Source organism: Caballeronia sordidicola, assembly GCF_000729995.1.
Lineage (GTDB): Bacteria > Pseudomonadota > Gammaproteobacteria > Burkholderiales > Burkholderiaceae > Caballeronia > Caballeronia sordidicola_A.
The window spans coordinates 194,863-217,894 of sequence record NZ_JNFG01000005.1 but is presented as its reverse complement, the minus strand read 5'-3'; the positions used below and the strand labels follow the sequence as shown (position 1 = coordinate 217,894).

Annotated in this window: 17 protein-coding genes; 5 read left to right on the top strand and 12 right to left on the bottom strand. The window is 61.6% G+C overall.

Annotated elements, in window-relative coordinates:
- Positions 1-118 precede the first annotated feature (118 nt).
- The gene (locus tag FH08_RS0105440; RefSeq protein WP_035565365.1) at positions 119-1,543 is read left to right on the top strand and encodes a purine-cytosine permease family protein; all 1,425 of its coding nucleotides are present in this window, start codon (positions 119-121) and stop codon (positions 1,541-1,543) included.
- 246 nt (positions 1,544-1,789) lie between these two features.
- On the opposite strand, the gene FH08_RS0105435 is transcribed toward FH08_RS0105440, so the two are convergent.
- From FH08_RS0105435 to kdpF, 10 genes are all read right to left on the bottom strand, one after another.
- Positions 1,790-2,572: an EF-hand domain-containing protein gene (locus FH08_RS0105435; protein WP_031357355.1), complete on the bottom strand. Its 783-nt coding sequence runs from the start codon at positions 2,570-2,572 to the stop codon at positions 1,790-1,792.
- 275 nt (positions 2,573-2,847) lie between these two features.
- On the bottom strand, positions 2,848-3,015 hold the full coding sequence (locus tag FH08_RS52455) for a hypothetical protein (RefSeq protein ID WP_160172432.1): 168 nt from the start codon (positions 3,013-3,015) through the stop codon (positions 2,848-2,850).
- Positions 3,016-3,569: 554 nt separating this feature from the next.
- The gene (locus FH08_RS0105420) at positions 3,570-5,000 is read right to left on the bottom strand and encodes an ATP-binding protein (RefSeq protein WP_051887797.1); all 1,431 of its coding nucleotides are present in this window, start codon (positions 4,998-5,000) and stop codon (positions 3,570-3,572) included.
- Positions 4,997-6,658, bottom strand: coding sequence for an FAD-dependent oxidoreductase (locus tag FH08_RS0105415; protein ID WP_031357352.1), 1,662 nt, complete (start codon positions 6,656-6,658; stop codon positions 4,997-4,999). Before FH08_RS0105415 ends, FH08_RS0105420 begins: the two co-directional genes overlap by 4 nt.
- Positions 6,659-7,092: 434 nt before the next feature.
- Positions 7,093-7,791: a response regulator gene (locus FH08_RS0105410; RefSeq protein WP_031357351.1), complete on the bottom strand. Its 699-nt coding sequence runs from the start codon at positions 7,789-7,791 to the stop codon at positions 7,093-7,095.
- Positions 7,788-10,466 (bottom strand): sensor histidine kinase, encoded by a 2,679-nt coding sequence (locus tag FH08_RS0105405; protein ID WP_031357350.1) that lies wholly within the window; start codon positions 10,464-10,466, stop codon positions 7,788-7,790. The genes FH08_RS0105410 and FH08_RS0105405 overlap by 4 nt, the downstream gene beginning before the upstream one ends.
- An 88-nt stretch (positions 10,467-10,554) precedes the next feature.
- On the bottom strand, positions 10,555-12,639 hold the full coding sequence (gene kdpB / locus FH08_RS0105400) for a potassium-transporting ATPase subunit KdpB (protein WP_081889367.1): 2,085 nt from the start codon (positions 12,637-12,639) through the stop codon (positions 10,555-10,557).
- Between the two features lie 14 nt (positions 12,640-12,653).
- On the bottom strand, positions 12,654-13,322 hold the full coding sequence (gene kdpC / locus FH08_RS0105395) for a potassium-transporting ATPase subunit KdpC (RefSeq protein ID WP_031357348.1): 669 nt from the start codon (positions 13,320-13,322) through the stop codon (positions 12,654-12,656).
- Between the two features lie 10 nt (positions 13,323-13,332).
- Positions 13,333-15,036 (bottom strand): potassium-transporting ATPase subunit KdpA, encoded by a 1,704-nt coding sequence (gene kdpA / locus FH08_RS0105390; RefSeq protein WP_031357347.1) that lies wholly within the window; start codon positions 15,034-15,036, stop codon positions 13,333-13,335.
- 140 nt (positions 15,037-15,176) lie between these two features.
- The gene (gene kdpF, locus FH08_RS54305) at positions 15,177-15,257 is read right to left on the bottom strand and encodes a K(+)-transporting ATPase subunit F (protein ID WP_075583288.1); all 81 of its coding nucleotides are present in this window, start codon (positions 15,255-15,257) and stop codon (positions 15,177-15,179) included.
- A 592-nt stretch (positions 15,258-15,849) separates the two neighbouring features.
- Between kdpF and FH08_RS0105380 the strand changes: the two genes are divergently transcribed.
- Positions 15,850-16,284, top strand: a complete 435-nt coding sequence (locus tag FH08_RS0105380; protein WP_031357346.1) for a GNAT family N-acetyltransferase — start codon at positions 15,850-15,852, stop codon at positions 16,282-16,284.
- Positions 16,285-16,735: 451 nt separating this feature from the next.
- Positions 16,736-17,893, top strand: coding sequence for a DNA polymerase IV (gene dinB, locus FH08_RS0105375; protein ID WP_031357345.1), 1,158 nt, complete (start codon positions 16,736-16,738; stop codon positions 17,891-17,893).
- Between the two features lie 100 nt (positions 17,894-17,993).
- Here the strand turns inward: dinB and FH08_RS0105370 are convergent, their stop codons facing one another.
- Positions 17,994-19,226: a sensor histidine kinase gene (locus FH08_RS0105370; RefSeq protein ID WP_031357344.1), complete on the bottom strand. Its 1,233-nt coding sequence runs from the start codon at positions 19,224-19,226 to the stop codon at positions 17,994-17,996.
- A 179-nt stretch (positions 19,227-19,405) separates the two neighbouring features.
- Complete coding sequence (locus tag FH08_RS0105365) at positions 19,406-20,365, bottom strand: LysR family transcriptional regulator (protein ID WP_031357343.1); 960 nt, start codon at positions 20,363-20,365, stop codon at positions 19,406-19,408.
- Positions 20,366-20,482: 117 nt separating this feature from the next.
- On the opposite strand from FH08_RS0105365, the gene FH08_RS0105360 reads away from it, so the two are divergent.
- Together FH08_RS0105360 and FH08_RS0105355 are read left to right on the top strand one after the other, a co-directional pair.
- A complete protein-coding gene (locus FH08_RS0105360; protein ID WP_031357342.1) occupies positions 20,483-21,403 on the top strand; it encodes a dihydrodipicolinate synthase family protein in 921 nt (306 codons plus the stop codon).
- Between the two features lie 44 nt (positions 21,404-21,447).
- Positions 21,448-23,031 carry an aldehyde dehydrogenase (NADP(+)) gene (locus FH08_RS0105355; RefSeq protein ID WP_031357341.1) on the top strand — a complete coding sequence of 528 codons (1,584 nt, stop codon included), beginning with the start codon at positions 21,448-21,450 and terminating at the stop codon, positions 23,029-23,031.
- Position 23,032: the final 1 nt, after the last annotated feature.

The window sequence follows — 23,032 nt, the reverse complement described above, 5'->3', positions numbered from 1 at the left end:
ATTTCAATCGAATTTGCAGCACCTACCAAGGGAATGCCAGTGCCCGTTTTTGAGGGCTTTCCCTGGTTGCACAGTAGGCCGGCGGATTCGCATTGGTCACCTATCAAGGAGAAGACACATGAGTCAGGAAGACGCGATTTCCCGTCTGGAGCAGAACACGATCCAACCCATTCCAGAGTCCATGCGGCACGGCAAGGCCGGCGACCTGTTCACGATCTGGTTCGGTTCCAACATCATGCTGCTGACGGTCGTCACCGGAGCGCTGGCCGTCACGGTATTCAAGCAGCCGTTTTGGTGGGGCGTGCTCGCCATCGTCATCGGCAATATGGTCGGCGCGGTATTCATGGCGCTGCACTCCGCGCAAGGGCCGCAACTCGGTGTGCCGCAGATGGTGCAGACTCGCGGCCAGTTCGGCTCGCTTGGCTCGCTGCTGGTGGTCGGGATCGTGGTGATCATGTACCTCGGCTTCTTCGCCTCGAATCTCGTGCTCGGTGGTCAGGCGCTGCGTAGCCTTACGCCCGCGGTTACGGTCAACGAGGGCGTGGTAGTGGTCGGCATCCTGAGTCTGGTCGCGACGATCTTCGGCTACAACCTGATCCACGCCTATGCGCGCCTGATGGCCTGGTGCTCGGGCGCAGTTCTTTTGCTCGCCTTTGTCTGGATCATTTTTGTGCACGGCTTGCCAGTCGATTTCCTGTCGAAGAACTCGCCGAACCTCGTAGGCTTTCTCGGCACGCTGTCGGTCTCCGCGCTTTGGCAGATTGCCTATGCCCCCTACGTGTCCGATTATTCGCGCTATATGCCGAAGCACACCGGCGCCAAGGACGCCTTCTGGGCCAGTTATTGGGGCTGCACACTGGGCTCGATCCTGCCGATGGTGCTGGGCGCCCTGGTCGGCCTGGTGGTTAAAGACGGCGATGTCGTGAACGGTCTGACGTCGCTCACGCACGGGGTCAGCGGACTAGTGGTCATCGTGCTGTCGATCGGCATCGCCGCGGCCAATGCGATGAATCTCTACTGCGGCACGCTCTCTACGATCGCAATCATCCAGACGTTGATTCCGACCTGGTCGGGTAAGGCACGCGCCCGCGTGATTGCGGCGCTGGTGCTTTTCAGCATCTCTCTGGTGATCGCGTTGTTCGGCCAGGCCAACTTCCTCGACGAATACACGAATTTCATTCTGCTGTTGCTGTATGTCCTGGTGCCGTGGACGGCGGTGAACCTGATCGACTATTACCTTGTCTGCCACGGCGAGTACGACGTCGATTCGTTCTTCCAGCAAGACGGCGGCATTTACGGACGCTTCAACGGCATCGCGATCGCCTCATACTTGTTCGGCATTGCCGTGCAACTACCGTTTGTCGCGACCGACATCTACACCGGTCCGATCGCCCATAAACTGCATGGCGCCGATGTCTCGTGGATCGTCGGTCTGGTGCTGACCTCACTGGTCTACTACGCCGGTTGCAAGTCTTATCCCCGCATACGCATGGGCACCATGCCTGAACATTCCCTCGCGCCCGATTCGAGCCGTGCACACTAGCGTCAAGTCGACGCTCAAGCCATTCGATCGTCAAGGTGTTCGTTTGATCTCCGGCACTGCCTCAAGCCCGATAACCTGGGGCATTGAAGTTCAAAACGGACACGTTGACCGAACGCCCGATATGCCGGATATGCCCCTTCGTTTACGAGTAAACCTTTTTAATCTACGACTCCTCGTGGCTTGTCGACTGTTCGAAGCGCCCGCCGCAGCGCCGCGCTCCAATCAATGACTGCCTGGCTCGACGTTTCAACCCGCGGGTTTTTCCGCTGCCACCATTGTCGATTCGAAACTGAGAAATTCGCTACCGGTGAGGGCGCTGTCCCCAGCGGGGACGAGCAGTTTCAGGAGTTCCTGGCCCGGCGAACCCGGCGCGCTGCTGCCAAGCTGGGACATACCGCTCAGCAGTTCTGAATTGGATATGGACGCGTTGTGGTCGGTGTCGAACAAAGCGAAGATTTGGGTAGCTTCCGTCGTCGTCCCGCCCATCTGCTGGATCACAGTTTTGAAGGCCGACTGTGAAATGTCACCGTCGTATTGGTCGCCGCTCGTAGGCGGCACAATATTTTGGTCTTGATCCTTCGCAATCCGCAGAATCTCGTCACCAGTCCCCGACCGTTCTGAATCAGTTATCTTCGAGATTCTCATGCTGATGCCACCCGGATCAGTCATCGCCACGTTGAGGCCAGTAGCGGAAAGCGCCGAACAAACTCGCATTGCGTAGCCATCGATCGACTCTCCAGACGATCGCGACGGCAAGGTCACTGCCGCGATACTTGCTGGCCCGACGGGGTTGCCTTGTGCGTCAGCTATCGTGAAGGTGATGCCCTCTGCCGCGAGCTGCGCAAGAATCTGGGCCTCGGGGCTGAGTGTCACCTGGGTCGACGACTCGGCCGCGGACCCCTTTGACGTCGATGCTGAATTCACGGCATTGGCTGCGATAGTCTCTGTGGATTTTTTGCTGGATGCGGATTTCGTGTCTGCTTGCCGCAGACTCGCGCCACTATTGTTGGTGACAGCGCTAACTGACATGTTGGATTCCTTGCTAGTTCTGGTGTCCGGCATCCGGCGTTAAGCGCGATGCCGTACGGATTGTCGGTCGCATAAATCAATCATTGGTTTTTGTTTGCCGCGACGACGGTACGTTGCATGGTGATGACGGTCTTCGGCCCGACGGCCTTTGCACTCTTCAACCTTAGCCCTCGCGCATTGATGCTCGCTGAGCAACACCAATCGAGCAAGAGCAATTAAGGTCACATATCGTTGCCCTCTGGTCAACGGACGACCGAAGGTCCGAGCGCAGCATTTCAGTACCACGGCACGTGCTGAGCCAGGCGCTCGAACCGGGCAGGCTCGTGATCGTTGATTCCAACGGACTCAAGGTCTACGGTGGAGACGAATGGCATCAGGAGAAGCACGACGTTCCGGCGCACCGGACCTGGCGCCAACCCCATCTTGCGATCGACGAATATCATCAGGTTATCTCCTGCGCGCTCACCGCGCAGAAAGTGGGCGAACCTTCGGTTGTGGCGGATCCATGCACATCAAAGTATTAACTGGCAAGACCAAGATGGCGGGCAACCGTCCGCTTGTAGCATGGTTTATGTTTGGAATCGGAAGTACCTTTAATACAACGCGGTGCGCACCAGGCGGTCTCCCAAATCCTCGAGCATGACGCAGCACCCACGTGACAGCGTACGAACAGAGTCTGATAAGCACACCCCGAAAGCCCGCTTTTCGGTGGGCTTACTCAGACGTTTGGCAACGCACCAGCGACTCCCTCAGGGTGAAAATATGTCGACGTCAATCACGCTTCTGGCCAATGGGTACCTCGAAATTGTTTGCACAGACCCTTGGCTCTCACCAACGGGCCGTCATTACTTAATCCGGCGCACTGTGGATTACACGTCGATCTGCATGCAATAGTGCCGCCGGGACGCAGCGCGAAACAACGATGCTTATCCTTAGTTTGGCTAACCAATCATCTTATCGGCAAGGTTTAGCATGCTTCGGCAAGACCGTTTTGAGCTCACGCGATCGGACCGGATGACAGGATCGAACCGTCAGGTTTTCTACCGACGCCGAAGGGCAGGCGCACCTGGAATTTCGTCTCGCCGGCATGAGACACAGCATTGATCGTCCCGTTGTGGCGGTGTACAACGGTGCGGTACGCCATATGAAGACCCAGACCGGTGCCCTTACCTAGCGGCTTGGTGGTATAGAAAGGCTCGAAGAGCAGCGGGAGGATCTCGGCCGGAATACCCGTTCCGGTATCACCAATTTCGACTACAACATAGTCGCCTTCCTGGTAAGAACGAATGGAAAGCTCGCCACTGCCCTCCATCGCGTCGATCGCGTTGTCTATCAGGTTGGTCCAGACCTGGTTGAGTTCGCTGCCGTAGACTGGCACGTGCGGCAAGGCGCGATCGTAGTCCCGCTTCACAATGATCCCGTGTTTGAGTTTGTACGACATGATGGTCAACGTATCTTCTATGCCGTCGTGAATGTCGACCTCTTGCAAGGGGGCTTGGTCCATGTAGGAATAATCCTTCATGGCTTTCACGATCTCCGAGATCCGGCCTGCACCAAGCCATGCCTGCTCTGCGAGGGAACGCAGTTCCAGTGTCGCGGCCAGCCAGCGGATGCCGGCGCAGGACTGTTCGGACGTCAGGCGTTCGGCTAGCGGCGCAAGACCTTCCGGCGCGAACCCTGCTGCCACGAGTTGCGGTGCAAGCAGCCAGGGTTTTTCGATGCCGCGTTCCGCCAGCCAGTCGGCGAGCAGGCTTTCCGCTTCGCTTTGCCGCAACGCAGCTTGAGGCGCGGTATCCGCCGCCGGCGCGGCACGGCTAGCCCAGTCGTTCAGCGTGTTCATCACTGCAGGCGGCATCGCGCTCATGACGAGTACACGAGTCGCCTCACGCAGGGTGTCGAGCGACTCGCGCAAGCTGTCCGCGGCACGCGCTACAGCCGCCGCCGGATTGTTCAGCTCATGCGCGAGTCCGGCCGATAACCGGCCCAGAGCGGCCAGCTTTTCGCCGGTAAGCATAAACGTGTCGTAGACGTTGACGCGTGCGTACATGGAACGGTAAATGATCCTGCTGAAGGACTCGCATTCGCGTACCAGGGTATGGAACATCTCCTCCGAAAGCGCAACCAGATGGCAGTCTGTCGCGGCGGTGTAGGTCCATGGCGCCGGCACTCCGGCAAGCAGCGAAGCCTCGGCAATCGACGTCGGCGCGGTGCGCGTTTCACTAAACATCTGCCGTCCACTCACCACTCGTTCCGTTACAAGTTCGCCCTCGAGCAGAATGAATTGGTGGGTGACGCATTGCCCTTCGCGCATCAGGACCTCCCCCTGCTTCAGGCGGCGCTCGCTCAGGTTTGCACTCACTCGTCGCTTGCACTCCTCGGACAATCCCGCGAAGAGCGGCATCTCGAACAATGTGGACAGATCGCTCATATGTTAGCCAGGTACTGGTGAATGAAATGCACCGCAATCGATCCCTCCCCCACAGCCGACGCGACGCGCTTGACCGAATCGGCACGTACGTCGCCGGCCGCGAAGATACCGGGGACGCTGGTCTCAAGGAGGAAAGGGTCGCGCCCGAGCCGCCATCCGGCTGGCGGTCTGCCTGCCTTGACCAGGCTGCGACCGGTCAATAAAAAGCCATGCTCGTCGCGCTCGACCACCCCGCGCAGCCAGTCTGTGCACGGCGCGGCGCCGATGAAAATGAATAGACCGTTTGCTTGAAGCGTCTCCACGCGCCTGGTCTGTACATCACGCAAGGTGATTTCGGTGAGGTGGCCCTCGCCGCCTACGCTGTCGACTTCCGTAAAGGGCCGCACATGAATGTTCTCGGTATCGTGAATCTGCTCGATCAAATAGTGCGACATGCCGGCAGTCAGAGAGGCGCGGCGGCACAGGAGCGTCACCGATCGCGCATACCTGGACAGGAACATCGCGCCCTGCCCCGCTGAATTGGCGCCGCCTACGACATACACGTCCTGCTTGACGCAAGCGACCGCCTCGACCAATGCCGCGCCGTAGTAGACCCCTGCTCCGGTGAGCGCATCGACGCCGAGGGCATCCAGCTTGCGATAGGACACGCCGCTTGCGACCACCAGGGCAAAACAGCTGACCTCGGAACCGTCGGACAGTGTGATGAATTTGTACGGTGCGTCGACACGCAAACCGACCGCATGTTGCGTCAGGATCATTTCCGCGCCGAAGCGCTTTGCCTGCATCAGTGCGCGGCGCGACAACTCCGCGCCGCTGACGCCGGCCGGAAAGCCGAGATAGTTCTCGATGCGGGAACTCGTTCCCGCCTGGCCACCTGGCGCGTCGTATTCAATGATCGCCACGCGCAGCCCTTCTGAGGCGCCATACACTGCCGCAGCCAGCCCGGCTGGCCCACCGCCGACGATCACCAGGTCGTAGAACGGCGTGGTCGAACGCGTGCGCAACCCCACCTGCTCGGCGATCTGCGCGGTCGAAGGGCGGCTGAGCACGGTGCCGTCCTCGAACACCACCGCGGGCAGTTGCCGATGCGCCGGATTCAGCGAACTCAGCAGTGGATCGGACTCGTCTTGCCGTTCCACGTCGACCCAATGGTACGGAATGTGATTGCGCGCCATGAAGTCGCGCAACTGGTGCCCTTGCGGCGACCAACGGTGATCGAGCAAGCGAATGCCTTGAAATGCCGGACGAAAGGAAGCCTGCCAGTCCGCAAGCAGATCGTCGAGCGCTGGATAGAAGTTCTGTTCCGGCGGATGCCAGGGCTTAAGCAGATATTGATCAAGGTGCACCGAGTTGATCGCGCGGATCGCGGCGTCCGTGTCTGCGTACGCCGTCAACAGCACGCGCTTGGCTTCGGGAAACAGCTCGACCGCCTGTTCGAGGAACTCGAGGCCGCTCATCTGCGGCATGCGCTGATCCGCGATGAAAAGCGCGATGGCTCGATTTTGCAGGCGCAGTTGCTGCGCCGCCTCGAGCGCCGCCTGCCCCGACACAGTGCGCACGATCTGATAATGCTCGCCGTAGGCGACCTGCAAGTCGCGCGCAACCGCACCGGCCACGATGGGGTCGTCGTCGACAGCCAGGATGACGGGTTTTTCCATTGCATCTCAACCTTACGCAGTTGTCGCGGCTTCTGAGCGTCGCCGTCAAGTCGCCGTCAATGCCCTGATCGAGCGGCGTGCGGTGCCCGAGATAACCGACGACGGACGATGCGTTCGGCCCCGTTATCATCATTCCGTTTTTCAACACTTGGTCCAGGACGGCGGGCTTCCCCAGCTTCAGTTCATCCACGGTCACATCCTCAAGATATCTGGTATCTGCGCGACGCCGCGCACCGTGAGGCCATCGGTCGATGGCTAAGCACCTCCACGAGTCGCCGATCCAGTGGAATCAGGATATTCTCGGTCGCGCTAGTGGGAAATCGTCTCTATGGGTACCGGCATCAAACAGGTGTTTAGGGCACCCTATACGAAGGCATGTTCACCAGGCGACGTGGCGCACTCAGACGTTTCGTCCGGGGCTCGAACATTGAGACCTAGGTCGATATGCCAGCCAGGCGATAGCCCACCTGCAACTCGGTGATCAGGTGCTTTGGCTGGGCCGGATCGTCTTCGAGCTTCTGGCGCAGATTGGTCATATAGACCCGCAGGTAGTGCGGGCGGTCTACGTAACCTGGCCCCCAGACTTCAAGCAGAAGCTGCCGGTGCGTAATGACCTTGCCGTAACCGCGGATCAGCGCGGTGAGCAGGCGAAATTCCGTTGGCGTCATATGCACCGGCACGCCGGCGCGGATGACTTCGTAAGTGGCGAGGTCGACGTGGATCGTCCCGAACTTCACAACGGACGACGTCCGCCCCACGCTCACGACGTTCGCGCGCCGCAACTGTGCGCGCACTCGCGCGATCAGTTCCGGCACGCCGAAAGGCTTGGTCAGGTAGTCGTCCGCGCCAACGTTCAATGCTTCAACCTTCTCTTCTTCCCTGTCCCGGGCCGACAGTACGAGCACGGGCGCACTGGACCAATTGCGCATGTCACGGATGAAATCCTTGCCGTCTTCATCCGGCAAGCCGAGATCGACGATCACCAGATGCGGCTGCCGGCTCGCTGACTCGATTCGCGCCTGCGCGGCCGTGGTCGCCTCGAAGACCGTCATGCCTTCTCGCTCGAGCGACAGGCGAATGAAGCGCCGGATATCCGCTTCGTCTTCCACTATCAGCACGCGTAGCTTACTCATGACAAAGTCTCTTGATCGATATGGGGTGGCGTTCCAAGCGGCAGGCGGATTTCGAAGCGCGTGCCATGCGGTACGCAGCGTTCGACGTCGATCGTGCCGGCATGGGCTTCAACGATGGTGCGGCACAGGGCCAGGCCCAGGCCGACACCCGTGATCGACGATTCCTTCGTACCGCGCGTGAAAGCCTCGAACAAGCGCTCAGCGTCGATGGACGGCAAGCCCGGACCGTCATCTTCCACGAACACATGCATGGTATCCGCCGACGCGCGCGCGTGAATCTGCACCGTCGAACCCGCGGGCGTGTATTTCGCGGCGTTGTCGAGCACATTGACCAGGACACGCTCGAAGCTGACCGCATCGAGTTCGACAAGTGGCAAGTCCGCGGCCAGGCGCGTGCGCACGACGTGCCCGGCGAGCACGCTGCTCAGCCGCCTGAGCGCGCTGCCGATGATCTCATCGAGTGCATGCCATTCCAGGTTGAGCCGCACGCCTTCGCTCTGCATGCGCGCCAGATCGAGCAGGTTGGTCACGAGCTGGTGCAGGCTCTCGGTCTGCAAACGAATGGCACGCGACACCGACGCTTGTTCCTCCGCCGGCAAATCGTTCGGCTCAAGCGTTTCGGCAAGTCCGCGGATTGCAGTGAGCGGCGTGCGCAGATCGTGCGACACCGCCGCGAGCAGCGCGTTGCGAAGCCGCTCACCTTCCATGCGCACGAGGGTGTCCTGCGCGATTTCGACGAAGTGCGTACGTTCGAGCGCAAGCCCGATCAGCGAGCAGCACGCGTCGAGGAATCGCCGTTCGTCGGGATCGGGAGACAACGATCCTTCCTCCATGCACATGACCAGCACGCCACGCATGCGCATGGGCGCCTTCAGCGGCAGATAGAGCGCTTCTGTTGCCGGCAGCACCTGAGTGCCGCTGCCGGCAGGTTGCGCATGATCGTAGACCCATTGTGCGACGGACGTATCGACGAATTCGGCTTGATCGGCGCACGTCAGATGCTCCTCCAGGTCCGGGACCACCAACGCTATGCGTGCAGCAAACAAGCGCGCGATGGTCCCGGTGCAAACGGCGGCGATCTGCTCGGTCTCGATCGCCCCGGACAATTCGCGCGCCACCAGGGCGACGGCCGTTGCACGCCGCTCGCCCTCGGTGGCCATCCGGGCCTTGAAGCGCAACCGCGCTGCCAGCTCGCCCGTGACGAGCGCCACCGCCAGCACCAATACGAAGGTGAACAGGTACTGCGTGTCGGAGACGGCAAACGAAAATCGCGGCTCGACGAAAAAGAAGTCGAAGCTCGCCACGCTCAACACGGCGCCCCAGGCGCCGGCGGCTCGTCCAAGCCGCAACGCCAGCAAGACGACCGCGAACATGAACAGCATCACCACGTTGGAAGAATCGAAAAACAGCAGCAGCAAGCTTGCGATGAACGTAGTGAACGCACAGGCGAGCGTCGCGAGCAGGAGTGAGCGCAGGTGCGGCCTAAGCCCGGTTCCGGCCGTCGACCGGGTTGCCAACGGCACACGGGCGCGCGGCGCTGGACGCTCTGCACTCAGCAGTATCAGGCCGAGATCCGGGTTCGCATCGGCGATACGGTCGGCAAGTGACCGGCTCCACGGCCAACGCAGTTGCCCCCTGTCGCGCCCCAACACCAGTTTGTTCGCATTGCGCGTACGCACGTACTCGAGCAAGGTCTGCGCCACGTCCTCACCCGGAAGGTTCGCGAACTCGGCGCCGAGGCTTTCAGCCAGCTTCGTCAGTCTCAGCAGCGCCTCGCGCATGCCCTGAGTGCGCGCGCCGCGAGGACGATCGACATGCACGACGATCCAGTCGGCCTGCAGATGCTGCGCGAGACGGACGCCCTCGCGGATCAGCTTTTCATGCGATAGCTCGGCCTTCACGCAGATCATCAGGCGCTCTTTCGTCGCCCAGACCGTATGCACCGATTTCCGGTCGCGATAGCTGCGCACATCGATATTCACGCGGTCCGCCACGCGCCGCAGCGCGAGCTCGCGTAGTGCGATCAGATTGCCTTTGCGAAAGAAATTGCGGCGCGCCTGCTCGGCCGCCTCAGGCAGATAGACCTTGCCGGCATCCAGGCGGGCCAGCAGATCGTCAGGCGGCAGATCGACCAGGACTACGTCCGCAGCGTGGTCGAAGCACTGGTCGGGGACCGTCTCGCGCACCCGGATGCCGAGGATGCCGCCCACGATATCGTTCAGGCTTTCCAGGTGCTGGACGTTGAGCGTGGTGTACACGTCCACGCCCGCCGCGAGCAGTTCCTCTACGTCCTGCCAGCGCTTGGCGTGGCGGCTGCCGGGCGCGTTGGCGTGGGCCAGTTCGTCTATGAGGACCAGCGACGGGCGAGCGGCAAGCGCGCCGTCGAGGTCGAATTCGTGCAGCGTAAGACCGCGATACTGCACGGTCCTGCGCGGCAGTCCGGGCAACCCTTCCAGCAGACGCCGGGTGGCTTCCCGGTCATGCGTCTGCACTTCGCCCACCAGGACCGCGACACCTTCATGCAGGCGCTGGCGCGCGGCCTGCAACATCGCGTAGGTCTTGCCGACTCCGGCGCAGGCGCCGAAAAAAATCTTCAGTTGCCCACGCGCGCTGTCTTTGTTTTCGTTAGCGATCACCTGAAGAAAGTGATCGGGATCGATGCGGGTTGCCTTCACGATGCGTCATTGCCGATGCTTGCGGGCTGACGCGCGGTGCGCCAAGCGTCAGCGATGCAACGCCGCCAGGAGCCACGCGCGGACAAGCTCATAGAAACGGTGTGATCAGCAGATCGATCAGCTTGATGCCGATGAAAGGAGCGATCACACCCCCTACACCGTAGATTAGCAGGTTGCGTGACAACAGCCGCTGGGCTGTCTCGGCGCGATACTTCACCCCTCGTAGTGCGAGCGGGATAAGCGCGACAATAATGAGCGCGTTGAAGATCACCGCCGAGAGGATCGCCGACGACGGGCTGTGCAGCCCCATGATGTTGAGCGCGGCAAGCGCCGGATAGGTCGCGACGAACGCGGCCGGGATGATGGCGAAGTACTTGGCCAGATCGTTCGCCACGCTGAACGTGGTGAGCGCACCACGCGTCATGATCATCTGCTTGCCCACCTCGACTATCCGCAGCAGTTTCGTCGGATTGCTGTCCAGGTCGACCATGTTGCCCGCTTCCTTGGCAGCCTGCGTGCCGCTGTTCATCGCCACCGCAACGTCGGCCTGGGCAAGCGCCGGCGCGTCATTGGTGCCGTCGCCGGTCATCGCGACCAGGCGTCCCTCAGCCTGGTACTGGCGGATCAGGTTGAGCTTGTCCTCGGGCGTGGCCTCCGCGAGATAGTCGTCGACGCCTGCTTCGGCCGCGATCGCCGCGGCTGTCAGACGATTGTCGCCGGTGATCATCACGGTCTTGATGCCCATGCGGCGCAGTTCGGAGAAACGCTCCTTGATGCCGCCCTTCACGATGTCCTTGAGCTCAACCACGCCGAGCACACGCTCGCCGTCCGACACCACGAGCGGCGTGCTGCCGCGACGCGAGATTTCCTCCACCGCCTGATCGACATCCTCCGGGAACAACCCATTCAGGCTTCGAATGTGCGCCCGGATCGCTTGAGCCGCGCCCTTGCGGATTTGCCGGCTGCCAATATCTACGCCGCTCATGCGCGTATGCGCGCTGAACGGTATCGGCTGACTATCCTGCAGATCGCGGCCGCGCAGGTTGAAGCGTTTCTTGGCCAGCACCACGATCGAGCGGCCTTCAGGCGTTTCGTCCGCGAGCGAGGCGAGTTGCGCCGTATCGGCCAGCAGTTGCTCGGCGACGCCCCTGGCCGGCACGAACGCGGCGGCTTCGCGGTTTCCGAGCGTGATGGTGCCCGTCTTGTCAAGCAGCAGCACGTCAACGTCGCCCGCTGCTTCAATCGCCCGCCCCGAGGTGGCGATCACGTTGGCCTTGAGCATGCGGCTCATGCCGGCGACACCGATTGCCGACAGCAGCGCGCCGATGGTGGTCGGAATCAGGCAGATGAGCAGCGCGATCAGCACCGTGATGCCCACCGGCGCGCCATTGCCTGTGACGGCGACGCTGAAGTTCGAAAACGGCAGGAGCGTCATGCACACCAGCAGGAAGATGATGGTCAGCGCCACCAGCAGGATAGTGAGCGCAACTTCATTGGGCGTCTTCGCGCGCTTGGCGCCCTCGATCATCGCGATCATGCGGTCGAGGAACGCTTCGCCGGGATTGGCTGTGACCCGCACGATGAGCCAGTCCGACAACACCTTCGTGCCCCCGGTGACCGACGACAGATCCCCGCCTGATTGACGGATCACGGGAGCGGATTCACCGGTAATCGTGGACTCGTCGACGGACGCCACGCCTTCGATCACTTCGCCGTCGGCGGGAATCATCTCGCCTGCCTGCACCAGCACGATCTTGCCCGCGACGAGTTCGTCGCTCGACAGGGGATACGACGGGCTGTCAAAGCGCGGCTCATTCAGGACCCTGGCATAGACGCGCCTGCGCGCCCCCCGCAAGGCCGCCGCCTGGGCCTTGCCGCGCCCCTCGGCCAGCGCTTCGGCGGCGTTGGCGAACAGCACCGTGAACCAGAGCCAGACAGTGATTGCCAGGATGAAGCCGGACGGTGCATCGGCGTGGCCGAACAGCGCTTGCAGCCACAATAGCGTCGTGACGATGCTGCCGATATACACCACGAACATGACCGGATTCTTCAATTGAGCCCGTGGCGACAGTTTCCTGAACGCTTCGCTCAGGATCGTGCTCCAGTTCAGCGGAATTGCGTGCACGTGCGGCGCCGCCACGTCGGATATCAAACTCTTGTTTTGCGAATTCATACCAAGCCTTTCGGTTACTGAGCAGGCCGCTGTGCCGCAAGGGCATCCAGAGCCAGATTGAGCTTAAGCACATTCACGCGGGGTTCGCCCAGCATGCCGAGCTGGAGCGGGGTTGACTCATGCCCGATGAGCGCTTTGACGCTCAGCGAGGGCATGCCGCGCGCACGGCCAACGCGTTCGGCTTGCGCGAGCGCGTTGGCCAGAGAGATATCGGGATCCAGGCCCGACGCCGACGCGGTGACGGCATCGACGGGCACGGGCGAGTTCGCCGCGAGCCCGTTTTCAGTGCGATAGGCCTGCGCTCTTGCGCGCACCTGGTCGATCAGTTTCTTGTTCGTCGGTCCGTAATTGCTGCCGGCGCTCAACGCGGCGTTATAGGGTTGAGCGATGGTCTGGCTCGACGACGCCGGATCGGCACCTGTGGTTGCGCTCGGGCGCGGGTGGAAATACTGCGGTTTCGTGAAATCCTGGCCGATGACGGCCGAGCCGATCGGCGCCCCGTCGCGCTCGATCAGGCTGCCGCGCGACTGATCTGGAAACAGCATCTGCGCCAGCCCGGTGGTCAGGAGGGGATAGGCGAGTCCCGTCACCCCCATGAAGAGAACCGCGGACACCAGCACCGGGCGCAACAGGCCCTTGGACACTGGCGCGCCGGGGCCACGCGTTTGATTGATTGCAGTCATGGCGATGTCCTTAGAAGAGATGGCTGCTCGAAAGCATCAGTTGCTCGACGATCGGCCCAAGTGCGAGCGCCGGGAAGAATGTCAGGCCGCCCACGAGCACGACCACGAAGACCAGGAGTCCGGTGAAGAGCGGCGTGGCGGTGGGCAGCGTTCCGAGCCCTTCCGGGGTGGTCTTCTTGGCCGCGAGCGCGCCCGCTACTGCGAGCATCGGAAGGAGCGTGAAGAAGCGGCCAAACAGCATGGCGAGGCCGATGGTTGTGTTGAAGAACGGCGTGTTGGTGCTGAGCCCGCCGAAGGCCGAGCCATTGTTGGCGGTCGCAGATGTGTAGGCGTAGAGCACTTCGCTGAAGCCATGCGGACCGGAATTGTTCAGGGCATCGGTCGTCCCGGGCACGCTGACCGCCAACGCGGTGAACGCGAGGATGCAAAGCGGATGAGCGAGCACAGCCAGCATGACGAGCTTCATCTCCCGGGCCTCGATCTTCTTGCCCAGGAATTCGGGTGTGCGCCCTATCATCATGCCCACCAGGAACACGGTCAGGATAGCGAACGTAATGAGGTTGATGAAGCCCACGCCGTCGCCGCCGAACACGTTGTTGAGCATCATTTCCGCAATCGGAACGAGACCGCCGAGCGGTGTCAGCGAATCGTGCATCGCATTTACCGAACCCGTTGTGCCGGCCGTGGTCACTGCCACGAACAGGCTGGTCTGGCCGATGCCGAAGCGCAGCTCCTTGCCCTCCATGTTGCCACCCGCCTGCAGCGTGCTTTGCTGCTGGTCGACGCCGAGCGGGGTGAACAGGGGATTGCCGTGTTGCTCGGCGCTGTAAACGATGGCAAGGAAGCCGATGAACATGACCACGAAGGCGCCGAAGAACGCCCAACCCTGCCGGCGGCGCAGCAGCATGCTGCCGAAGGTATAGGTAAGCGCCGCCGGGATCAGCAGCATACTAAGCATGTGCAACGTGTTGGTGAACGGCGTGGGATTCTCGAACGGATGAGCCGAGTTCATGCCGAAGAAGCCGCCGCCATCGGTGCCGATATGCTTGATCGACTCGAGACTGGCCACAGGCCCCATCACGATGTGCTGTTTCACGCCTTCCAGCGTGGTGGCCACGGCCTCGCTGCTGAGCGTTTGCGGTATGCCTTGCCATACGTAGACGAGGGCGAGAAGCAGGCATACCGGAAGCAGCACGCGATAGACGACCCGCGTGAAATCCACCCAGTAATTGCCAATGTCCTGCGTGCTCCTGCGGCTCAGTCCGCGAATGAAGCCGCCGCATGCCGCTACACCCGTCGCGGCGCTCACCACCATCAGGAAAGTGATCGCCGCCATCTGCGAGAAGTTGGACAGGCTGTTCTCACCCGAGTACGACTGCCAGTTGGTGTTGGTGACGAACGACGCAGCCGTGTTGAACGCGAGATCGGGTGTTTGCGCTGCACGCAGGAGTGAATCGAAGGGCAGCCAGTCTTGTATGCGCAGCAGGAAATAGCCAAGCAGCATCATGGCCGCATTGCTCAGCACCAGGGCCATGCCGTAGCGCTTCCACGACATCGCCTCGGCGGGATCGATGCCGAGCAGGCCGTAGGTCCAGCGTTCCGGCAGTCCATGATGCTTACGCATGAACACGCGGGTCAGCCACTTCCCCATAAGCACCGCAAGCGCGGTCATGGCGACCAGAAAAAGCGCGAATTGAACGAGATCATTGAGCATATCGGTTTCTCAGATCCTGTCCAATGCGCATACGAACGCTGCCGTGGTGGCGAAAAAAGCCAGCGACACGGCGATGAATATCAGATCGCTCATGAGTATTACCAAGGGTCATCAAAAAGTGTGGGAGGCGCAGCGCTTGATCAAAAGAGCTCGGGTCTGATGAGGGCGTAGAGCAAATAGGCGAACAAGGCGGTCGCGAGCAAACCGGCTAACCAGGTCATGATTGGAGCGCTCTTGAATGACTGATGCGAAGCTCGGGGAACGTCTTGATACAGACGGAATTGCGATTTCGTTTTGAGGGGGACAACTTATGCATGACTGGACTTTGGTTGTGAACATCCGCGGTAATTTACGGAAGTCCACATCAAGAGCGCACTGAGTTTCATGCGGTGACATTAAAACGGCGTAAAGACTGCGTCACTAGCCCGCGGCTGACGCGGCCAGCACGCGGCAAGGAGAAGATTCCCGTCGTGCAAATAGAGCCGGCGACCGATAAGCCGTCGTCTGTCCGCCGTCTCAACAAGCTGAATACGCTTGCGGCGCGTGTATGCGCGCCATCTTCAATACCGGCCCTCCCGTATCACATGGGTGAATGCAACTGTGTTGGTGAGAGCAAAGGCACTGTAGATGTCAAACGAAGGGCTTCGCCTTCAGAATCTTCGATAGACGTGTTGAGCCAAATGAGCCAAAAGTCAGGTTGACTCACGGTGGAGGCGCCACTAACAAGCGATGGCGCACCTATCGATGCGGCCTGATAGTCGCCTGACGAAGCTAGTCGCCCATCGCCAACTCCACGAGAACGGTACCGTGACCATGACTATCGCCGGATACGAAATTTCGACTGATGCAGCGCGCCTTGACCACGAAATGATTTTCAGGTTTCTGTCGAACGATTCGTATTGGGCCGCCGGCATACCTCGAGAGGTCGTCGAAAAGTCGATCGCTAATTCGCTGTGCTTCGGCATCTATCAGGCGGCGGCGCAGGTCGGCCTGGCTCGCGTCGTCACTGACAGGGCAACATTTGCACTCGTCGCCGATGTGTTCATTCTGGAGGCGCACCGGGGCAAAGGTTTGTCGAAATGGCTGATGCACGAAGTGATGCAACACCCGGATCTTTCGGGCCTTCGCCGTCTTCTGCTGCTGACATCGGACGCGCATTCGCTCTATGCGCAGTTCGGCTTCACCGAACTCGGGAACGCATGGCGTTTCATGGAGGTTTTGCGACCGGACGTCTACAAGCCATCTTGACGCATGCGCGTCACTTCACACCTGCCTCGTCAATTGGCGCGTGCCTGACGATAGCATCCACCGCGCCACGCGCCGGACGGTTTGTCGACGATTCACGTTCACGGATCGAATGACCGTAAGCGGCCTCACGCAGCCTGTCGCAACCGGCAACGCGCGCCGCTCTCACACTCCCGCCAATCCAACAAAATTCGCGTCACAAATCCCGCGAGCCCGATTTATTCGATTCCGCGTCATCTGCCGCGTGACCGAATTTGTTTGCATGCCTTTGATTTTGAATGACGCGCAGTCGAGCTAATTCCTCTCCCCCACGGTATTGCTCCCAGCACTTTTGATGTAAAATACTGTACATCCATACAGCCATTCAGGTCATGTCCGTTCCCAATGGAAATGTCGGCACTTGCGGTTTTAACGTGTCAATCGCGTCAAGCCTCTTGTGTGCTGGAGCGCAGCAATGACTGCCACACGGTACATCGCGCATCTCGACATGGACGCCTTTTATGCGTCCGTCGAACTGCTGCGGTATCCGGAACTGCGCGGCCAGCCGGTGGTGATTGGCGGCGGCAGGAACGCCACGCCTGAAACACTGCCTGACGGCACCCGGCGCTTCAAGCGTCTGCGCGATTACGTAGGCCGCGGCGTTGTCACCACCTCAACCTACGAAGCGCGCGCGTTTGGTGTGTTTTCCGCCATGGGCATGATGAAAGCGGCGCAGCTCGCGCCGGACGCCATCCTTCTGCCCACCGACTTCGACTCATACCGGCACTACTCGCGCCTCTTCAAGGAGGCAGTGGGCACGTTCACCACGCAGATCGAGAACCGCGGTATCGATGAAATCTACATCGACCTGACGGACCTGCCGGGGGACCCCGCCGAGACCGCTGCACGCATCAAGCAGGCCGTGCGCGACGCGACCGCCCTGTCATGTTCGATCAGCGTCGCGCCGAACAAGCTGCTGGCAAAGATCGGCTCGGAACTGGATAAACCCGACGGCCTGACCATCCTCACCCCCGCCGACATCCCGTTGCGAATCTGGCCGCTACCCGTACGCAAGGTGAACGGCATCGGGCCGAAGGCGAATGAAAAACTGGCGGCTCTCGGTATCGAAACCGTCGGTGACCTGGCGCGCGCGGACCCCGAGATCCTGCAAGCCCGCTTTGGCCGGACTTACTCGGCATGGCTCCTGGAAGTGGCGCAGGGGTTCGACGAACGGCCCGTCGTGGTCAGCTCCGAGCCGAAGTCGATGAGCCGCGAAACCACTTTCGAGCGCGACCTGCATGTACGCCACGATCGGGCAGAACTCTCGGCGGCGTTTACCGACCTCTGTACGCGCGTGGCCGATGACCTGCGGCGCAAGGGCTACGAGGGTCGCACGGTCGGCATCAAGCTGCGCTATAACGACTTCAGCACGGTCACGCGTGACCTGACGGTCCCGTTTCCAACGGCCGATGGAATGGAAATCCGCCGTGCTGCAACCGAGTGCCTGAAGCGCGTCCCGCTAGACCGGCGACTGCGTTTGCTCGGGGTGCGCGTGACGGCGTTACTGCCGACGGGATCGTACGTCGCCGAGCCGCAATCGGTTCAGGGTGAATTGCCGTTCGCGGCCGATTAGCCAGGAAAGAATGGGCGTGTTTCAAGGCGATCTTGTGGAAGACGCAGCAAGCAACATTCGCTACCCGGCCGGCCACGCAACATCAGATACCCGCCCGATCTCAAACCGCCTCAGCCCCGTCATTAATTTCAAGCACCTGCGGAAAACGCACTTCGAACACGCTGCCGCGGCCCTTGTACGATTCAAAGCGAATTACGCCGTGCAGTTCGCGCGCGAGTTCCTTCACGATCGCCAGCCCCAAGCCGGTGCCGGGAATCTCATCGGAAGCGGCGCGCTCGAACTCCTCGAATACCCGTTCGCGATCCTCTTCGCTGATCCCCATGCCCGTGTCCGACACGCGCAGCGTCCAGTGTGTCGCGCCCGACGTGACCATCGCCAGCTCCACCTCGCCGGTCGTCGTGTATTTGACTGCATTGGACAGCAGGTTCAGCGCAATCTGCTTCATCTTCAGCCGGTTGGACTTGACCATGCTCAACGCCGGATCAACGCGCCCCTTGAGCGTCAGACCCTTCGCGTGGGCCGACGCATGGCAGAGCAGCATGAGTTCGTCGAAAAGTTCGGTCAGGTCGAGACGCTCGATCGTCAGGATGGAGTCATCGCCAAGGACTTTCGAGTATTCGCCCATTTCATCGACGAGCGTGGCCATGTCCGCGACCTGCCGTTTCGCGAGCGCGATCGCCCGCTCGTTTTTCGCCTGTGAGCGGCCAATCAGTTGCAGCGCGGTGGCGAATACGTTCAGGAAGTTGCGCAGATCGTGAGCCACACGCCGGGCAACCTGCATGCGCGTTTCGTAAAGGTCGCTGATCAACTTTTGCCGCAGGGTCAGTTCGTGATTCGCGCGCTCCAGCATGCCGGTGTAATCGTCGAGTTTCCGGTCGCGTTCGCCCACCGCCTCGCGAACGGACGTGAGCGTCACGAAACTGAGCGTCTGATCGGTGATCAGGCGCGCCCGTTCCTCGCGCTTGCGGTCGAACGAGGGATGCCGATGTGCGTACTCGCCAATGGCCGCGAGCAGGACCTGACGCAACAGGTCGAGCTCACGAACCAGTTCATCTATTCGGTAGCCTTGCTGCCAACGCCATTTTCCGTGCTCGCGCGCGTCGTGCTCGATTGCCTGCTCCTGCGTGTCCATATCCTGCGATTCGAGCACCAGACAGATTTCGTCGAAAATGCGCGGGATATGGTCGGCAAGCTGCCGGTGGGTGAGATCGTCTGAATGCTCCACCTCGGCGTCGCCAAAGACCAGTTGCATCCAGCGCTCGGTGAGCTTTTTCTGCTGTCCACGCAAGGCAGTGGCCAGGCCATTCAAGGCGCCGATGGTGGGTTGGCTCATGCCCGAAATCCGTAAGCTGTAGCGCGCGGGGTCGGCGCCTGGAGTCATGCTAACGCCGGCGCGTGGGTGGATGGCGCCCGCCGGAACGCCCGGTCCGGGTAGCGGACTCGAGTGGCTAAAGTATAAGACGACACAATGGCGGGGTGAACAGATTGGCTTGCTCCCCCGCCTGGCCGGCGTCAGTCCCCGCTTGGGGTCGCAAGCGATATCGACGTGCTTGCGTCCATCAGGCGCTCGACAAACTGGCGCGCCGACGGTGACAGCACGCCCACCTTGCGCGTCACGATCCCGAACGTCTGCGACTTCGACTTGAATCCGATCGGCAGCGTGCGCAGCATGCGATGCTTGCAAAACAGCCGGGCCACGCCCGCGGGCAGCACCGACACCAGGTCGGCGCTACATTGCAGCAGCGCGACCGTCACGAACGTCGACGCCGTCGAGATCGCGCTCACCGGCACCTGCGCCCCGGCCAGATCCATCTCACGCTGCAACAGCGCCTGCATGGGCATGGCGCTCGGGTACGTGACCCACCGATGCCCGCCCAGGTCGGCAAACGTCAGCTCGCCGGATGCAAACGGCGGATGATCGAAGCCCACCACCACCGACAAAGGCTCATCGCCGAGCGGCTGATAGAGGTACCTGGACGGTTCATCGCTGACAATAGAGCGGCCGACCACCAGGTCCAGCCGCCCTTCGTCGAGCAGCGCCAGCATTCGCGCACTCGTGTCCTCCACGATTTCAATCGATAAACCCGGATTGCGCACCTGCAGCTCGTTCAGGATCGGCACGACCAGCTCCGGCACCGATCCCATGATCGCCCCGACCGCCAGCCGGCCGCCGGTGCCCGAGCGGATATCGGCGACTTCCTGGCACAGCGACGTCAAATCCGCCGCCAGGAGCCGCGCATAACGGATGACGCAAAAACCGAACTGGTTCGGCACCAGCCCTTTCTTCGCGCGCTCGAAGAGCGGCGCCTCCAGCATCGACTCGAGCTCGGCCAGCGCCTTGCTCGCGGCGGATTGCGTCATCGACATCGCGCTCGACGCTTTATGCAGCGACTTGTGGTCGTCGAGCGCAATCAGCAGCTGCAACTGCTTCATGCGCAAGCGGCCCATTAATACATCCAGCGTGGATTTCATGGCGCGGTGGTCAAACGTCGGGGTGAGTCGCAAAAGCGATCACTAGATGGAAAGGTTTCACTATACAGGGCCTTCTGCCAGCACCTATAGTTCCTCCAATCACAATGGAGACTTGCAATGCCCAATCAGCCCTACCGCGGCGTGTTCCCGGTCGCCCCGACCGTCTTCGATGCCTCCGGCCGCCTCGACCTCGACGGCCAGCGACGCGCGATCGACTTCATGATCGACGCCGGATCGCACGGCCTGTGCATCCTCGCCAACTTCTCCGAACAATTCGCGCTCACCGACGACGAACGCTCCGAGGTGCAAAAAGCCGTGCTGGAGCACGTGGCCGGCCGCGTGCCGGTGATCGTGACCACCACGCATTTCAGCAGTGACGTCTGCGCCGCCCGCAGCCGCGCCGCGCAAGACGCAGGCGCCGCGATGGTCATGGTCATGCCGCCGTATCACGGCGCGACCATCCGCGTGGGCGAACGCGGGATTCATGAGTTCTTCGGCCGCGTGTCCGACGCCATCGACATCCCGATCATGATCCAGGACGCACCGGTCGCCGGCACGCCGCTGTCTGCATCGTTCCTGGCGAAGCTTGCGAAGGAAGTCGCGAACGTGTCGTACTTCAAGATCGAAACGGCGCAAGCTGCCTCGAAGCTGCGCGAACTGATCGAACTGGGTGGCGACGCAATCATCGGCCCGTGGGACGGCGAGGAAGCCATCACGCTGATTCCGGATTTCGATGCCGGCGCGACCGGCGCGATGACCGGCGGCGGTTATCCGGACGGGATTCGCAAGATCGTCGACGCCTACACATCCGGCGACACGGAAGGCGCCGCCAAGCTGTATGAGCAATGGCTGCCGCTGATCAACTACGAGAACCGTCAATGCGGCCTCGCGGCCTGCAAAGCGCTCATGATGGAAGGCGGCGTGATCCACTCCGACACCACGCGCCACCCATTCGCCGCGATGCATCCATCGACCCGCGCCGGCCTGATGAAAGTCGCACGCCGCCTCGATCCGCTCGTGCTGAGCTGGGGCAAGTAAGGCAATCCGGACACTTTGATTACACCTACAGGATTCGAACCATCATGGAAATTTCCAGCGATCTGCTGATCGGCAAACAGACCATTCACGGCACGAATGGCTCGATCAAAGGCATCAATGCCGCCACAGGCGAGCCGCTCGCGCCCGCCTTCGGCGGCGCTTCGCTCGACCAACTGGAGCAAGCTTGCGCACTCGCCTGGCAAGCTTCCGATATCTATCGCGAACTGCCGCTTGAAACCCGCGCCAAGTTCCTGGAAACGATCGCACAGAACATTCTCGATATCGGCGATGTCCTGATCGAACGCTGCGTGGCCGAAAGCGGCCTGCCGCGCGGCCGCATTGAAGGCGAGCGCGGCCGGACTGTCGGCCAGTTGCGCATGTTCGCGGCCGTCGTGCGCGAAGGCGATTTCCTGGGCGTGCGTATCGACCCGGCGCAACCGGAGCGCAAGCCGCTGCCGCGCGTCGACCTGCGCTTGCGTTATGTGCCCGTCGGCCCCGTCGCTGTGTTCGGCGCGAGCAACTTCCCGCTGGCGTTCTCGGTAGCGGGCGGCGATACCGCCTCCGCGCTGGCCGCCGGTTGCCCGGTGATCGCGAAGGCGCACTCGGCGCACCCGGGGACGTCGGCGCTGGTCGGACGCGCCGTGCAGAAAGCGGTCGCGGACTGCGGTTTGCCGGAAGGCACGTTCTCCCTGCTCTTCGATAGCGGCCGCGACGTCGGCCAGGGCCTCGTCTCGGATCGTCGTATCAAAGCGGTCGGATTCACCGGCTCGCGCGGCGGCGGCACGGCGCTGATGAAGCTCGCGGCAGCCCGTCGCGAACCGATTCCTGTATATGCCGAAATGAGCAGCATCAACCCGGTTTTGCTGTTCCCGCACGCGCTGAAAAATCGCGGCGCGGCGATCGGCAAGGCGTTCGCCGGCTCGCTTGCGCTCGGCGCCGGCCAGTTCTGTACGAACCCCGGTCTGGTTCTGGCCATCGACGGTCCCGAACTCGATGCGTTCATCGAAGCAACGGCTACCGCCCTGAGCGAAACACCGGCCGCCACGATGCTGACGCCCGGTATTCACAAGGCGTATGAATCGGCTGTGAACAAAACAGCAGAGCATGGTGAGGTCAAGACGCTCGCGCGAGGCTGTGCGGCGAAGGGGTCAACGCAAGGGCAAGCAGCGCTGTTTTCGACTACCGCTGCAGCGTTCCGCGCGAATCCGGAATTGCATGAGGAGATTTTCGGCGCGGCTTCACTGATCGTGCGATGCCCGGATCTCGCCACCGTGCTCGAGTTGGTGGAACAGCTGGAAGGGCAGTTGACGGCGGCGCTGCATATCGATGAAGCGGATCATGACGATGCCCGCCGTTTCCTGCCGGCGCTGGAACGCCGCACCGGGCGGATCCTGGTCAATGGCTTCGGTACGGGCGTGGAAGTCGGACATGCCATGGTCCACGGCGGTCCTTTCCCCTCCACCGCCGACGGCCGATCAACGTCCGTAGGCAGTCTCGCCATCGACCGGTTCCTGCGCCCCGTCAGCTACCAGGACCTGCCCGAAGGCCTGCTGCCGGATGCGTTGAAAACCGCCAATCCGCTCGGTTTGAACCGGCGGCTGGACGGCAAGCTGCAGTTATCGAAGTAGC

Excerpts from the sequence above, each read along its gene's own strand:
- FH08_RS0105440 (WP_035565365.1), top strand. The coding sequence starts at position 119 with ATGAGTCAGGAAGACGCGATTTCCCGTCTGGAGCAGAACACGATCCAA.
- FH08_RS0105435 (WP_031357355.1), bottom strand. The coding sequence starts at position 2,572 with ATGTCAGTTAGCGCTGTCACCAACAATAGTGGCGCGAGTCTGCGGCAA.
- FH08_RS52455 (WP_160172432.1), bottom strand. The coding sequence starts at position 3,015 with ATGATATTCGTCGATCGCAAGATGGGGTTGGCGCCAGGTCCGGTGCGC.
- FH08_RS0105420 (WP_051887797.1), bottom strand. The coding sequence starts at position 5,000 with ATGAGCGATCTGTCCACATTGTTCGAGATGCCGCTCTTCGCGGGATTG.
- FH08_RS0105415 (WP_031357352.1), bottom strand. The coding sequence starts at position 6,658 with ATGGAAAAACCCGTCATCCTGGCTGTCGACGACGACCCCATCGTGGCC.
- FH08_RS0105410 (WP_031357351.1), bottom strand. The coding sequence starts at position 7,791 with ATGAGTAAGCTACGCGTGCTGATAGTGGAAGACGAAGCGGATATCCGG.
- kdpB (WP_081889367.1), bottom strand. The coding sequence starts at position 12,639 with ATGAATTCGCAAAACAAGAGTTTGATATCCGACGTGGCGGCGCCGCAC.
- kdpC (WP_031357348.1), bottom strand. The coding sequence starts at position 13,322 with ATGACTGCAATCAATCAAACGCGTGGCCCCGGCGCGCCAGTGTCCAAG.
- kdpA (WP_031357347.1), bottom strand. The coding sequence starts at position 15,036 with ATGCTCAATGATCTCGTTCAATTCGCGCTTTTTCTGGTCGCCATGACC.
- kdpF (WP_075583288.1), bottom strand. The coding sequence starts at position 15,257 with ATGACCTGGTTAGCCGGTTTGCTCGCGACCGCCTTGTTCGCCTATTTG.
- FH08_RS0105380 (WP_031357346.1), top strand. The coding sequence starts at position 15,850 with ATGACTATCGCCGGATACGAAATTTCGACTGATGCAGCGCGCCTTGAC.
- dinB (WP_031357345.1), top strand. The coding sequence starts at position 16,736 with ATGACTGCCACACGGTACATCGCGCATCTCGACATGGACGCCTTTTAT.
- FH08_RS0105370 (WP_031357344.1), bottom strand. The coding sequence starts at position 19,226 with ATGAGCCAACCCACCATCGGCGCCTTGAATGGCCTGGCCACTGCCTTG.
- FH08_RS0105365 (WP_031357343.1), bottom strand. The coding sequence starts at position 20,365 with ATGAAATCCACGCTGGATGTATTAATGGGCCGCTTGCGCATGAAGCAG.
- FH08_RS0105360 (WP_031357342.1), top strand. The coding sequence starts at position 20,483 with ATGCCCAATCAGCCCTACCGCGGCGTGTTCCCGGTCGCCCCGACCGTC.
- FH08_RS0105355 (WP_031357341.1), top strand. The coding sequence starts at position 21,448 with ATGGAAATTTCCAGCGATCTGCTGATCGGCAAACAGACCATTCACGGC.